Below are 14,116 nucleotides of genomic sequence, written 5' to 3'. Positions count from 1 at the left end.
CGACACTGCTACATTATTTTGAACGACAAAGACGCCAACCAACGTCGTGACGTCGCCCTCCACCCCACGCCCTTCAACCCACGCGAGAACGAGGACTATGGACCGATTTGCAGTCATGGAAACCTTTATCTGTGTGGTGGAAACAGGCTCGTTTTCCGCTGCGGCAAGGCGGCTTAATGTCGGCCAGCCGGCGGTTTCCAAGTCCGTCGCCCAGCTTGAAGATCGGCTTGGCGTACGCCTGATCCTGCGCTCCACGCGCGGCCTGACGCCCACCGAGGCCGGCCAGCACTATTACGAACGGGCGAAGCGTTCCATCGAGGAAGCGCATGAAGCCGAGTTGCTCGCGCGCGGCAAGGGCAAAGGCTTGTCCGGCAAGTTGCGGGTGAGTGCGGCCGTCACGTTTGCCAGGTTGTATATCGTTCCGCGGCTCAATACCTTTTTGAGCGCACATCCGGATCTGCAGATCGACCTGCGGATGGACGACCAGAATATCGATCTGGTCGAGCAAGGTATCGATGTGGCCTTGCGCATGGGCACACTGCCCGACTCAAGCATGACCGCCAGGCATCTCGCCCAAACCAGACGTCACGCCGTGGCAACGCCACGTTATATCCAGGCGCATGGAAAGCCCAAGACACCGGCCGAGCTGGCTCAGCACGAAATCGTGGTGTACAGCCCTACCGGCGGCAATACCGCGTGGGACTTTCAACGCGGCGACACGGTCGCATCCGTGATGGTCACCGGGCGCGTCCAGGTCTCCGCGGCGGAAGGTGTGCGCGCGGCGGTGCTGGCGGATATCGGCATTGCCATCGCCTCGGAGTGGATGTTTGCCTCGGAGATCCAGCAAGGCGAAGTGCAGATGGTGCTCGAAGATTGGACGCTGCCGCCGATCGACATATGGGCGCTGTTTCCCACCGGGCGCATGGTGAGTGCCAAGGCGCGCGCCTTCGCCGATTTTGTGGAGGCGACCTTGCAGGAGATCACTCCACCTCATGACGAAGGCAACTCCTGATCAGGGATTACGGTATTGCTTGAGCACCGGCAGCAGGTCTTCCGGTTCGGGACGTTTGGTGTAATCCGGATTGACTTCCGCATACACGATGGTGCGATCCGGCGCGATCACGTAACGCGATGGCATCGGCAGCGTCCAGCTGTCGTCACCATTGAAAGCTGGAAGGTCGATTTTCCGGCTCTTGTAGAGATCCACGAGATAACTCGGCAAGGCGTAACGCAGGCCGAAACTGGCGGCCACCAGATTTTGGGGATCGTGGAGAATGGGGAAGCTCAGATGATTCACGCGCACTGACTTCTGGTTGCTGGCCGCCAGCTGCGGCGAGATCGCAACCAGGTTCGCCCCAAACTCTCGAATCATCGGCAGTGCGGCCTCTAAAGCCTGCAGTTCGAAGTTGCAGTAAGGGCACCACACGCCGCGATAGAAACTCACTACCAGAGGCCCTTTTTTCAACAGCTCCGATGAAGACACCCAATTGCCGTGGCCATCGCGCAAGGAAAACGTATGTGCGATGTCACACGCTTTCGCCGCGCGGGTTGCCTGACCCGATGCAATCAGCTCGGCCGTCGCGCGCTCCGTGATGGCATGAATCTCGGGTGCTGCGTTGTAAGGCGGCTTGCCCGAGCGGAAGTCCGCTTTGAATGCGTCTAAGGTGGCTTGGAGAGACATGGCGTTGCTGCAACGTATGAATGAGTTGACGCTATGGTCGATGCGCGGCACGCAGCGCGGAACCCACGGCATACACATAGCTCTCATTCCCGGCAGGAATTGTCGGCGCAACAACCAGCCTGGCGGGTTACACACGCAAACGGGGAGCCATAGGCTCCCCGGCGTTCAAGCTGATTCAGGCTCAGGCGTGTTCGGCCTCATAGGCCAGGGCGCGCACCACGTCTTCTTTCAGCAGATAGACCGATACCGCCAGCAACACCACGTCCTTCATCAGGAACGGCACATTGCCCACCATCGCCGGGAAGCCACCGGCCGAAGCCGCCCAGCCATTGGGCATGAACGGAATGATGGTGACGGTGCCGACGAAGGTAGCCACCGAGCCGAGCGCGCCGAGCACACCCAGGCGCTTGTTAAAGAAACCGGCCAGGATCAGTGCACCAAACGTCCATTCGGAGACACCGAGGAACCAGGTGGCTCCGCGTACGCCAAACAGGGGGTACAGCCAGAAGATGAGTGGACCGTTGCTGATAAACGGAATGAGCGTCTGCGCCTCATATTCAAACCACTTCTGATAACCAAAGAAGAAGAAAATGATCACCATGGAGGCGCGTACCAAGTGGTAATCCAGATCCTTCTTCAGAAGACCTGATTTTGCGAAAAGCTGGATGAGCGTGTTCATGATTTTTACCTCGATAGTCAGCTGGAAGGCATCGAGCGAACACCAGGACATCGATCGGCGTTGCACTGACGCGGTGGAAGAACTGGCTGTCACTTTACGAGGCAGAATTGAGCATGTTAATGTCGTGTTCGCTCACATTTATGCCAATAAGTCTCACCGGAGAGCCTTATGTCCCCGCCCCTGGATTGGTTGAGTCGTCTGCTGGAAATGACGCCGGTGCGCGGCCAGCTGGATCTGCGCTGCCAATACGGCGCGCCGTGGCGCATCGATCAGGAAGCATCGGCCGCCGGCGAAATGCCCTATCACATCGTGCTCGATGGCTCGGCCTTGCTGGACGATCCAGCCGGTGGACCGCCGTTGCAGCTGGCCGCCGGCGACATCCTGCTGCTGGCCAATGGCGAAGCCCACGCGCTGCATGATGGCAGCGGCAAACGGGCCAAGCCATCGATGGTGCGAACGGCGGCGAACGTGGTGTTCAGCGAAAACGCCGGCGCCGGCGCGCGCCTCGACATGCTGTGCGGCCGGTTTGCACTTGCCCCTTCGCATGCGCGGCTATTGCGACGTTATCTGCCGTCGCATCTGGTGATACGCGTCGGCGACGACGCATCGGTGGAGACGCATGAAACCGGTCCGCGGTTGGGCGGACTCATCGGGCTGATGCGTTCGGAGAGCGGCGTCGATGGCCTGGGTGGCCGCGCCCTGCTCAATGGGCTGTCTACCGCGCTGTTCGCCTTGACCCTGCGCTGTGCCAGTGAATCGCAAGAAGCGCCGGCGGGATTACTCGCATTGGCCGGTTACCCGCGCCTCGCTCCCGCACTGGAAGCCCTGTTTCATGATCCGGGCCAGCCGTGGACGCTGCCGCTGCTCGCACGCAAATGCAACATGTCGCGAGCCACCTTCGTGCGTCTGTTCCAGGAGAAGCTTGGGTGCTCTGCCAGTGACTTGTTGACCGACATCCGCATGACCATGGCGGCGAATGAATTGCGCACTTCGTCGGCATCCACCGGTGCGGTGGCGGAGAGCGTGGGATATCAATCCGAAGCGGCGTTCCAGCGTGCGTTCAAACTCCACATGGGTGTGACGCCGGCGCACTGGCGCCGTGCGGCGCACCTGCAGGATGACGCGGGAGCGCCGTAGTTCCAGCGCTCCCGGACAACGGACTTACTTCACCGGCGGAAAGTCGATCGCCGTATCGTTGATGCGATTGAACACGTTGGTGAAAACGGTGAGCGCAATGGCCAGGCTGATGTCCACCAGCTGCGCGTCGGTGTAGCCGGCCTGCTTGATCGCGCTGAGTTCGGTTTCGGCAATCGTGCCGGAGGTATGCACCAGGGTGTGAACGAAGTGGGCCAGCGCATCGCGCCTGGCATCACCGGTCGGCTCGCCTGCACGGATCCTGGCCAGCACGTCGGGCTTCAGCCCGGTCAGCTTGCCGAGCAAGGAGTGCGCGGCCACGCAGTAGTCACAACCGGCGACGACGCTGACGATCAGCTTGATGGTTTCCTGATCCTGCTTGCTCAAGCTGCCGGAAGCCAGCACACCATCGGCATTCAGAACGGCCTTGAGTGCGGTCGGGTTCAGTGCACCGATCGCTGCAAAGGTATTGGGCACACTGCCGGCGACTTTACGAATCTGCTCGAAAACGTCGGCAGCGGGACCGGTGGCCGCTTCCGCGGCGGGAGTGAGGATACGAGACATGGTGGACTCCAGAGATGGCGTTGAGGTGGAGTCACTTTAGGCGGCGAACTCGATTCTTTTAATACTGTTAAGTTCATCTTTTATGCTCAAAAGTATCACGCCGTGGTAGCGCGGACGATGAGCCCGCGTACTCGCATCTTTGAACATTCCATTTCCCTGGATGCGCGCATGCTGTCCGATGGCTTCCCTATGGATGGGCCAAGAAGAACGTGCAGCGCAGGTGTCCCCTATTCCCCTTGCGACTAATTGGTATTCCCCGCTGCCTTCTAGTTGAAGAATAAGGACTCATCCAAAGTGCGTTCCATCCAATTCCTCACTTTGACGGAGTCGATACATGAATACCAAAGTCGTTCTGATCACGGGCGCCCTGGCTGGCATTGGCCGCGCCACGGCAATTGCCTTCGCGAAAGAAGGCGCCCGCCTGGTCGTGAGTGGCCGCCGCGAAGAAGCCGGTCATGCGCTGGCAGGCGAATTGCGTGCGCTCGGTGCAGAAGTCGAATTCGTCCGCGCCGACGTGCGCCACGAAGCCGATGTGCGCAACCTGATCGACCGGACGATTGAACGCTTTGGCCGTCTCGATGTGGCCGTGAATAACGCCGGCACCGAAGGCGAGCTTGGCCCGGTGGTGGATCAAACCCCCGAGGCCTACGAAAACACCTTTTCCACCAACGTGCTTGGCGCGCTGCTCTCGCTCAAGCACGAGATGCGTGTGATGCTCCCGCAGGGTGCCGGCTCGATCATCAACCTCTCATCCATTGCCGGCCATGTCGGCATTCCGGGTGCTGCGATCTACGCGGCCAGCAAGCATGCGGTCGAAGGTCTTACCAAGAGCGTGGCGCTGGAAGGCGCGGCCGCCGGGGTGCGCGTCAACGCCGTGGCACCGGGTCCGGTCGAGACGGAGATGCTGGAGCGTTTCTCCGGCCACGATAGCGACGCGAAGGCCAATTTCCTCAACTCCATGCCGGCCAAGCGCGCCGCAACGGTCGATGAAATCGCCCAGACCATTCTCTTCCTCGCCAGCGACAAGGCTCGCTATCTCACCGGTCAATCCATCGCCGTCGACGGTGGCTATACGGCGCAGTGATGCGACCCGTTACACAGTAGCCCTGCACACCAAGCTGATCGAAGCACATTCAACCACCACTCTCACTACCAGCCTACAAATCTGAGGAGAAATCCCGTGACTATCAATGCATTCCAGGTTCATGACATCGCTACCGCTCCTGCCGGTTCGGCAGACATCCTGAAGGGTGTCCAGGAAGCCTGGGGTTTTGTCCCGAATCTGCATCGCGTTCTGGCGGAGAGCCCCGCTGCGCTCGAAGCCTACGCAACGCTGTGGACGATCGCCGAGAAGACCAGCTTTACGCCGGTGGAGCGCAATATCGCGTACCTGTCGGTGATCTATGAAAATGAGTGCGTGTACTGCATGGCTGGTCATTCCAACCTGTCACGCATGGCCAAAGTGGAAGACGCCGCGATCGCCGCGGTGCGTGAAGGCCGTCCGATTGCGGATGCCAAGCTGCAAGCCCTCCGTCATTTTGCCGCTCTCGTGACGCGCAACCGCGGCGTGGTGAGCCAGGCCGAGGTGGAAGCGTTCAAGGCGGCCGGTTATGACAATCGCGCGGTGCTGGACGTGCTCGTGATCGCGGCCACCAAGCTGATCTCCAACTACACCAACCATCTTGCTGAAACGCCGCTCGACGACTTCATGAAGGGCGCCGAATGGAAAGCCCCCGGCAAGCTCAAGGCCGCGGCCTGACCAAGCTGATCGAGCGCTCTCGTGACTGATTCCCCTCAGCTACGGGAGCGCTCGAATTCTTTTGCACGCGCGGTTCTCGAAAAACCCGCGCCTATCTCACGTCGAGTTCAAATTTCATGCATCGAAGCATTGTTGTTACCGGAGCCTCCAAGGGTATTGGCCGCATCGCAGCCGACATGCTCGCCACCGCCGGCTGGCACGTCATCGGCGTTGCGCGTCATGCGGCCGATAACTTCCCCGGAGAATTTCTGAGCTGTGATCTGGCCGACGTCTCCGCGACAGAACAATTGGCCAAGCAGCTGGCGGCCCGACGCGACGTGGTCGGCATCGTGAACAATGCCGGGATAGCCCGTCAGGAGCAGTTCGGCGCTATCGCAGCGAGCGATTTCAGCAGCATGCTCGATATCAATCTGCGCCCTGCGCTGGTCCTGACCCAAGCCATTCTTCCCAACATGCGTGAAGCGGGCTTTGGACGAGTCGTGAACGTCACCAGCCTGGTTACCAAGGGCCTGCCGTTTCGCACCAGCTACGCCGCCTCGAAGGCAGCACTGGAGAGCATGACGCGCACGATCGCGGTCGAACAGGCTGCGCGTGGCATTACCGCCAATGCGGTGGCACCCGGCCCTACCGAAACGGAACTGTTTCGTAGCAACAACCCGGTTGGCAGCGAAGGTGAAGCGCGTTATCTCGCGCAAATTCCGATGAAGCGTGTGGGCAAACCGCAGGAGATTGCCGCGCTGATTGCGTTCCTGTGTTCCGATCAAGCGGGCTTCATTACCGGGCAGACCATCTATGCCGACGGCGGGGCCAGCCTGGGAGCCAGCAACTCCGAATAGCCTTCGCCCCGATGGTTCGGTGGTACAGTCGCGTACGCGCTTACCATAAGGATAGTCAGTCATGCCTACCGAACATTGGTTTGTCACCGGCATTTCGCGCGGCTTTGGAAAGACGCTTTGCGAGGAACTGCTTAAGCGTGGTCACCGCGTGGTGGGCACCACCCGCAATGGTTCGTCCGATCTGGCACACGACAACCTGACGGTGATGCAGCTGGATGTCACCGATGAGCAGCAGACCGAACACGTTATCAAGCGAGCCATTGTGCAGCTCGGCCGTATTGATGTCGTCGTCAACAATGCGGGATTTGGCATGGTGGGCGCGGTTGAAGAAGTTTCTGCTGAAGAAGCGCAGGCCACGTTTGCCACCAACTTCTTTGGGACACTTCATGTGATCCGTGCGGTATTGCCGCACTTTCGCGCGAACCATGCCGGTCACATCGTGAACTTCTCCTCCGTCGGGGGTATCACCGGGTCGCCGGGATTCGGGATTTACAACGCCGCGAAGTTTGCCGTGGAAGGCTTGTCGGAGGCACTTGATCTGGAACTCAAGCCATTCGGCATCAAGGTCACCATCGTTGAGCCCGGATACTTCCGCACTGAATTTCTTTCGTCCGACTCGATTAAAAAAGCCGGCAAGCTGGTTGGCGCTTATGCCGAAACCGCGGGGAAAGCGCGCGACAATATTTCTTCCCGCAGCGGCAATCAACCCGGTGATCCCGCAAAAGCCGTGCGCGTCATCATCCAGGCCGTGGAGTCCCCTTCTCCGCCTTTGCGCTTGCCGCTTGGACCAGACTGCTATGCGCGCATTGACGTCAAGCTGTCGCGACTGAAAAACGATATCGACAGCTGGCGGGAGATCGCATCCGCGACACAATTCGATCAGTAAGCACAGCCAACGGAAGCAGGCGCCGCGACACATGCCTCACCTCACTCAAGAGGGTTTCGCATGAATGGCAATGCGCACGATATACCCGGCTATACCTATGGCGCGTCCGCCGTCGCCTCCGCCACGCTCGATGATCTGCGGCGGCTAAGGATATCGGCGGGTTTCACCGAGCAGGACGAGCACTATCTGCGGATGGCCGGAGCGGTGCTGGAAGATCAGGTCGAGAAGATCGTCAATCACTGGCGCGCCAACATCATTGCCGGCATCCCGCATCTCGCCCGGCATTCGCGAAGCCTCGACGGCTCCCCCTTGCCGGACTACCTGGCGCGGAGCAATCGCCGCTTCCAGCAATGGATCCTGGATACCTGCCTGCGTCCCTACGACCAGGACTGGCTCAACTACCAGCAGGAAATCGCGATCAGGCACACCAGCCTCAAGAAGAATCAAACGGACAACGTCGTTTCCACGCCGTATGTGCCTTACAGCGATATCGTCGCCTTCGTGGCGGTTCTGAACGAGACCATCAAGCCCTATCTGCAAGCCAAAGAGCATCAGGAATCCGATGTCATTCCCATGCACAAGGCCTGGTGCAAATCGATGCACATTCAGATGGCGCTTTGGGCCAGGACGTATATGGAAGTCGAAAGCACCGACATGGAATGGTGATGGCGGCATCGCACGTTCGCACTACTCATCGCGCCCGCTCCACGTCCCACCCAGCGCTTTGATCAGCCGTATATCCGCCGCGAACCTGCGTCGCGACAGTTCCACCTGCGCGCGCGTCTGCGCGAGGTTCACGCTTTGCGTGGACACCACTTCGAGGTAATCGGTAGCGCCATCCTGATAGCGCGTCATCGCCAGTTGCGCGGCCTGCGAGGAAGCATCGACCGCGCGTTGCTGGGCGACCGATTCGTCAGCAAGCACGTGCACAGAAGCGAGGTTGTCTTCCACTTCCTGGAATGCGCTCAGCACGGTCTGGCGATAGTCCGCGGCCGCTGCATCCTGCCGCGCTTCCGCAGCGGACAGCTCCTCGCGCCGGCGGCCACCGTCGAACAAGGTGCCGACCAGCGCAGGTCCGATCGCCCAGAAACGGCTGGGCAGCGTGGCCCATTGCGCGAACTTCGACGACTCGAAACCGCCGCTGGCGGAAAGCACCAGGTCGGGAAAGAACGCCGATGTCGCCTCGCCCACATCCGCATTGGCCGCAGCCACCCTGCGTTCGGCCGCGGCAATATCGGGGCGCCGTTCCAACAAAGTGGAAGGCAGGCCCGGTGGAATGACCGGCAGCGGCAAGGGCTGCTGGACCGGCGCCAGCGTGAAATCCGCCGGCGGAATACCCATCAATACCGCGATGGCATGTTCGCGCTGCGCGCGGGCTTCACCCAGGTCGATCAGCTGCGCCTTGGCCACTTCCAGTTGCGTCTCGGCTTGCTGCAGTTCCGACTCGGAAGCAATGCCGCCGTCGAACTGTGTTTGCACCAGCGCCTTGGCCTGCGTGTAATCGTTCACCAGTTGCCCGAGCAACGCCGCCTCCACATCCAGTTGGCGCAGGTCGGCGTAATCGAGCGCAAGCTCCGCATGCATGCTCAGGCTGACCGAGGCCAGATCCTCTTCGCTCGCCTGCTCGCGCGCCTTGGCGGCATCCACCGCGTGTCCGATGCGATCGAACAGGTCGGGCTCCCATGAAGCGGTAACGCCCATGGCATAGTCCTGCACGGTTTTTCCGGCCAGCGAACGTCCGACCACGTCTTTCGAGGTGTGATTGACGTCAGCGCTGACGTCGGCGGTGACGAACGGCATGTAAGCGGACCGCTCTACGCCGACCATCGCCTGCGCCTGCTGCAAATCGGCCAGGCTCTTCTTGATCGTCTGGTTGCCAACCGTGACCTTGGCTTCCAGCGCATTCAAGGTAGGATCGCCGAACACGTCCCACCATTCACCGCGATCGGCGTCGCTCGGCTGCGCGGAAAGCCAGCCTTGTGGCGGCTTGGCATCAACCGGCGATACCTCTTTGTAATGCGCCGGCACACTCACCGATGGCCGCACGTAGGCGGGACCGGGCGTGCATCCGGCCAAACCCGCAAGGCTCAGACCTGCGACGAAAAGGCATACACGACTGATTCGTTGCTTGCGCATGTTCATGAGTGTTCTCTCCGCGCCATCAGGCTGATGGAGAAGGCTGGCGATCGATGCTGACCGCCTGCCCTGCGCTGATCGCATCACTGGGATTGACCACCACCTGCTCGCTGCCGGTCAGACCGCTGCGGATTTCCACGCGCGTGCCGAAGTCACGCCCCAGCGTCACCGTGCGCAGACGCACCACGCCACTGGCATCGACCACCGCGACTTGCACGCCCTGCGGGCGGAACAGCAAGGTATTGGCCGGAAGTGAAAGACCTGGGCTGGCGCTGGTGAGCGTCAGGCTGACCTGGGCGAATGCGCCGGGCAGCAGCGTGCCATCGGGATTGGCCATGTCCACTTCCACGCGCAGCGTGCGGTTGCGCGGATCGATCGCACCGGCTGTGCGCGCCACCGTGCCGGCAAAGCTGCGTCCGGGATACTGCGGCAACGTGAGTTGTGCCTTGGTGCCCGGCGCAATGTAGGCGGCATCGTCCTGAGGCACGTCGACGAAGATGCGCAGGCGATCGGTTTCCGCCAGTTCGAACAACGCAGCGGGTGGACCGCTGTTGCCCGCATCGATCAAGGCGCCGACGTCGACGTTGCGCACCGTGATCACGCCATCGAATGGGGCATACACCTTTTCGTACGACTGCAACTGTTCCAGCCGCTTCACATTGTCGAGCGCCGCCGCCAACGTGGCCTGCTTGGCCTGCATGATGCTCTCGTTCTCTTCGGCCGATTGCTTCGACACGGCGTTCTTGCTGAGCATGTCTTCCCAGCGTTCCGCCGTGACCTTGGCGATCTGATAGTTGGCCGATGCCATGGCCGCATCCGAACGTGCCTGGTCGAGCTGCGCGTCGATCTCGGGGGCTTCAATGTCGGCCAGTAGCTGACCGCTTTTTACGTGAGTGCCGATATCGGCGTACCAGTGCTTCAGGTAACCGCTGGTACGCGCATAAATACCGGCGCGCTGATAGGCCTGGATATCACCGGGAAGCACCAGCAGTTGCTGTGCAGGCGCACGCGTGGGCGTGACCACCGAAACCGTGGGTTTGCTCAGCATCTGGGTCTGCCTGGCAACCTTGCCGCGCGCTACCAGGCGCGGCACGCCGCCGATCACCAGCGCCGTACACACCACGACAGCGGCAACGAATACAAACTTTCGGGGACGTAAGCGAGTCATGAGCGTCTGCTCCAATCAAACCGACGGATGCGGTGCGGGAAGTGCCGGCACGCCACCTGGATTGCCCTGGCGCGCACGCAGCCACTGATGGACGGCGGCGAATGCCACCGGCACGAACACCAGCGTGGCAACGGTGCCGAACATCAGGCCGCCGATCACGGCGCGCCCCAGCGGTGCGTTCTGTTCGCCGCCATCACCCAGGCCCAGCGACATCGGCAACATGCCGATCAGCATGGCGAGCGCGGTCATCAGCACGGGGCGGAAGCGCGTGCCACCGGCCTCGAGTGCGGCCTCCAGCGGCGAGGCGCCGGCGGCCAGGCGTTCGCGCGCAAAACTCACTACCAAGATGCTGTTGGCGGTGGCGATGCCCACGCACATGATCGCGCCCGTCAAGGCCGGCACGCTGACCGTGGTGTGCGTGACATACAGCATCCAGGTGATACCCGCGAGCGCGCCCGGCAAGCCGCTGATGATCACCAGCGGATCGATCCACGACTGGAAGTTCACCACCATCAGTGCGTACACCAGCATCACCGCGAACAGCAGGCCAAACAGCAAGCCCTCGAACGAGGACTGCATGGTCTGCACCACGCCGCGTACGACGATGCTGGAACCGGCCGGCAGATGCGTCCGGGCCTGCTTGACCAGGCAATCGACATCACTGGCGACTGAGCCGAGATCGCGCCCCTGCACACCGGCGAACACATCGATCACCGGCTGCACGTTGTAATGCGAGACTACGGCGTCCTGTGCGGTACGCGACAAGGTGCTGAGCGAACCCAGAATCGGTGGCAGCCCTTGCGGGCGCGCACCCACAGGTGTGCTCAACGGGATATTGCGCAGCGCCTGCAGGGAATCGATCGTGTATTGCGGCGCCTCCGTCATCAGCGGATAGCTCACGCCGTTCTTGGGATTGAGCCAGAAATTGGGCGAGGTCTGCGAGCTGCCGGACAGCGCGATCAACAGATCCTGCGCGATCGTGCGCTGCTGGAAACCCGCCTCGATCGCCTTGACGCGATCGACATCGACATTGATCGACGGTGCATCGTCCGGCTGCTGGATGCGCGGGTCGACCAGGCCGGGCACGGTGCGGAACGAACGCAGAAGACTGTCCGCCACCTCCCGGTTGCCGGCGCTGTCCTTGCCGACCACTTGCACGTCGATTGGTGCCGGCAGGCCGAAATCCAGGGTCTGGCTGATGATGTCGGCGGGCAGGAACGAAAAGGTGATGCTGGGGAATTCCCGGTTGAGACGATCACGCAGCAGCGTGACGTATTGGTCGGTCGGTCGGTGATTGGCCTTCAGGCTGACCAGGATGTCCGCATCGGACGAGCCGACCGGCAACGACGAATCGTAGGTCATGTTGATGCCGCTCACCGGCAGGCCGATGTTGTCCAGCACGGTGTCCAGCTCGGAGGAGGGAATGACGCTGCGGATGCGCTGCTCGACCAGATCGACCAGGCGCGCGGTCTGTTCGATGCGCGTGCCGGTACGCGCCCGCATGTGTAGCCGGATTTCGCCGGTATCGGAGGTTGGGAAGAAGTCGCGACCGAGGAAGGGAATCAGTAACAGCGAGCCGCCGCACACCAGCAAGAAGGTCAGCACCACGCGCTTCGGATGCGCCATCGCAAACTGCAAGGCTCGCTGGTACTTGCCGTGTATCGATTCGAAGCCGTGCTCGAACCGCTGCTGCAGGCGGCTCAGCGCCTGGAATCGCCCTGCCCGACCTTCCTTCTGCAGCGATTCGTGCTTGAGCATGTACATCGCCAGCGTCGGAATCAGCGTACGCGAGAAGAAATACGACGCCAGCATCGCGAACACCACCGCCTCGGCCAGCGGCACGAACAGATAGCGCGCCACGCCGGAGAGCAGGAACATCGGCAGGAACACGATGCAGATCGACAGCGTCGATACCAGGGTCGGCAAGGCGATCTGCGCGGACGCATCGATGATCGCCTGCATCAGCGGCTTGCCCGATTCGCGATGATGGGTGATGGCTTCGATCGCCACCGTGGCATCGTCCACCAGGATGCCCACCGCCAGCGCCAGGCCGCCCAGCGTCATGATGTTGATGGTCTGGCCGAGCGCGGACAGCACGATCAGCGAAGTCACCACGGACAGCGGAATGGTGATGGCGATGATCAGCGTGGAACGCCAGCTGCCCAGGAACAGCAGGATCATCACCGCGGTCAGGCCGGCCGCGATCAAGCCTTCGCGCACGACGCCATCCACCGCGGCACTCACGAAGATCGACTGGTCGGATACCGGCTTGATCTGCAGCGCCTTCGGCAAGCCCGCGGCGATCTGCGGCAACAGGTCCTTGACGTTGCGGATGATGTCCAGGGTCGACGCATCGCCGCTTTTCTCCACTTGCAGCAGCGCCGAACGCGTGCCGTTCACGCGCACGATGTTGGTCTGCGGCGCGAAGCCGTCGCGCACCGTCGCCACGTCGTGCAAATAGATCACGCCGCCCGGGGTCGCCTTCACCGGCATCTGGTTGAGCTCGGCCACGGTGCCCGGGCTGGCGTTCATGTTGACGTTGTATTCCAGCGCACCGATCTTCGCCGTGCCGCCCGGAAGAATCAGGTTCTGCGCGTTGACCGCGTTCACCACATCCAGCGGCGAGAGGTCTCGCGCCTGCATGGCCTGGGTGTTGATGTCCACCATGATCTGGCGCACCTTGCCGCCGAACGGCAGCGGCACCGCCGCGCCCTGCACCGTGGCCAGCTGGGTGCGGATGAAGTTGTTGCCGAGGTCGTAAAGCTGCTGCTCGGACAGCGTGTGGCTGGACAGCGCCAGCTGCAGGATCGGTACGGTGGACGCGTTATAGGCGATCACCAAGGGCGGCAAGGTGCCCGGCGGCAGCACGCGGATGATCGACTGGGCGCTGGATACCGCTTCGGCCACCGCGCGATTGATGTCCGCGCCCTGATGGAAATACACCTTGATCACCGCCGTGCCGTTGACGGTCTGCGATTCGATGTGCTCGATGTTGTCCACGTCGGAAGTCAGCGCGCGCTCGAACGGCGTGGTGATCCGGTTGGCCATGTCATCGGCGGAGAAACCGTTGTAGGTCCAGACGATGCTCAGCACCGGGATATTGATGTTGGGAAAGATGTCGGTGGGCGTGCGCCGGATCATCAGCGGGCCGATGATCGCCAGCAGCAGGGCCAGCACGATGAAGGTGTACGGTCGGCGTAAGGCCAGTAAGACAATCCACATGGCGAACCTCGTTGCCGGCCCCTGGGGCCTGGTGAGTCGGAGGACGCTTGG

13 protein-coding genes are annotated in these 14,116 nt (G+C 61.6%); 7 read left to right on the top strand and 6 right to left on the bottom strand.

What is annotated here, in order from left to right:
* Positions 1-97: 97 nt before the first annotated feature.
* Positions 98-1,012 (top strand): LysR family transcriptional regulator, encoded by a 915-nt coding sequence (locus ISP19_RS07890; protein WP_204680824.1) that lies wholly within the window; start codon positions 98-100, stop codon positions 1,010-1,012.
* Here ISP19_RS07890 and ISP19_RS07885 read toward each other — a convergent pair whose 3' ends face one another.
* The gene (locus tag ISP19_RS07885; protein ID WP_204680823.1) at positions 1,013-1,681 is read right to left on the bottom strand and encodes a peroxiredoxin-like family protein; all 669 of its coding nucleotides are present in this window, start codon (positions 1,679-1,681) and stop codon (positions 1,013-1,015) included.
* Positions 1,682-1,862: 181 nt separating this feature from the next.
* Entirely contained in the window at positions 1,863-2,360 is a 498-nt protein-coding gene (locus tag ISP19_RS07880) for a YkgB family protein (RefSeq protein WP_204680822.1), read from the bottom strand.
* 168 nt (positions 2,361-2,528) lie between these two features.
* Between ISP19_RS07880 and ISP19_RS07875 the strand changes: the two genes are divergently transcribed.
* Positions 2,529-3,497, top strand: coding sequence for an AraC family transcriptional regulator (locus tag ISP19_RS07875; RefSeq protein ID WP_204680821.1), 969 nt, complete (start codon positions 2,529-2,531; stop codon positions 3,495-3,497).
* A 24-nt stretch (positions 3,498-3,521) separates the two neighbouring features.
* On the opposite strand, the gene ISP19_RS07870 is transcribed toward ISP19_RS07875, so the two are convergent.
* Positions 3,522-4,058: a carboxymuconolactone decarboxylase family protein gene (locus tag ISP19_RS07870; RefSeq protein ID WP_204680820.1), complete on the bottom strand. Its 537-nt coding sequence runs from the start codon at positions 4,056-4,058 to the stop codon at positions 3,522-3,524.
* Positions 4,059-4,392: 334 nt separating this feature from the next.
* Here ISP19_RS07870 and ISP19_RS07865 point away from each other — a divergent pair, with 334 nt between their 5' ends.
* The 5 genes from ISP19_RS07865 to ISP19_RS07845 all read left to right on the top strand — a co-directional run bounded on the left by ISP19_RS07865 (position 4,393) and on the right by ISP19_RS07845 (position 8,205).
* Entirely contained in the window at positions 4,393-5,142 is a 750-nt protein-coding gene (locus ISP19_RS07865) for an SDR family NAD(P)-dependent oxidoreductase (protein WP_204680819.1), read from the top strand.
* Positions 5,143-5,238: 96 nt separating this feature from the next.
* Positions 5,239-5,817: a carboxymuconolactone decarboxylase family protein gene (locus tag ISP19_RS07860; protein WP_204680818.1), complete on the top strand. Its 579-nt coding sequence runs from the start codon at positions 5,239-5,241 to the stop codon at positions 5,815-5,817.
* Between the two features lie 116 nt (positions 5,818-5,933).
* A complete protein-coding gene (locus ISP19_RS07855) occupies positions 5,934-6,653 on the top strand; it encodes an SDR family oxidoreductase (protein WP_204680817.1) in 720 nt (239 codons plus the stop codon).
* A gap of 61 nt (positions 6,654-6,714) precedes the next feature.
* On the top strand, positions 6,715-7,539 hold the full coding sequence (locus tag ISP19_RS07850) for an oxidoreductase (RefSeq protein ID WP_204680816.1): 825 nt from the start codon (positions 6,715-6,717) through the stop codon (positions 7,537-7,539).
* Positions 7,540-7,599: 60 nt separating this feature from the next.
* Positions 7,600-8,205, top strand: coding sequence for a protoglobin domain-containing protein (locus ISP19_RS07845; protein WP_204680815.1), 606 nt, complete (start codon positions 7,600-7,602; stop codon positions 8,203-8,205).
* Positions 8,206-8,226: 21 nt separating this feature from the next.
* Here ISP19_RS07845 and ISP19_RS07840 read toward each other — a convergent pair whose 3' ends face one another.
* From ISP19_RS07840 to ISP19_RS07830, 3 genes are read right to left on the bottom strand one after another with little or no spacing between them, the layout of a single operon-like run.
* Positions 8,227-9,681, bottom strand: coding sequence for an efflux transporter outer membrane subunit (locus ISP19_RS07840; protein ID WP_204680814.1), 1,455 nt, complete (start codon positions 9,679-9,681; stop codon positions 8,227-8,229).
* A 19-nt stretch (positions 9,682-9,700) separates the two neighbouring features.
* Positions 9,701-10,843, bottom strand: coding sequence for an efflux RND transporter periplasmic adaptor subunit (locus ISP19_RS07835; RefSeq protein WP_204680813.1), 1,143 nt, complete (start codon positions 10,841-10,843; stop codon positions 9,701-9,703).
* Between the two features lie 15 nt (positions 10,844-10,858).
* Positions 10,859-14,065 (bottom strand): efflux RND transporter permease subunit, encoded by a 3,207-nt coding sequence (locus ISP19_RS07830; protein ID WP_204680812.1) that lies wholly within the window; start codon positions 14,063-14,065, stop codon positions 10,859-10,861.
* Positions 14,066-14,116 lie beyond the last annotated feature (51 nt).

Origin of the sequence: Dyella flava (assembly GCF_016904955.1) — a bacterium.
Taxonomy (GTDB): domain Bacteria; phylum Pseudomonadota; class Gammaproteobacteria; order Xanthomonadales; family Rhodanobacteraceae; genus Dyella_B; species Dyella_B flava.
This window is presented reverse-complemented; position numbering and strand designations above follow the sequence as displayed.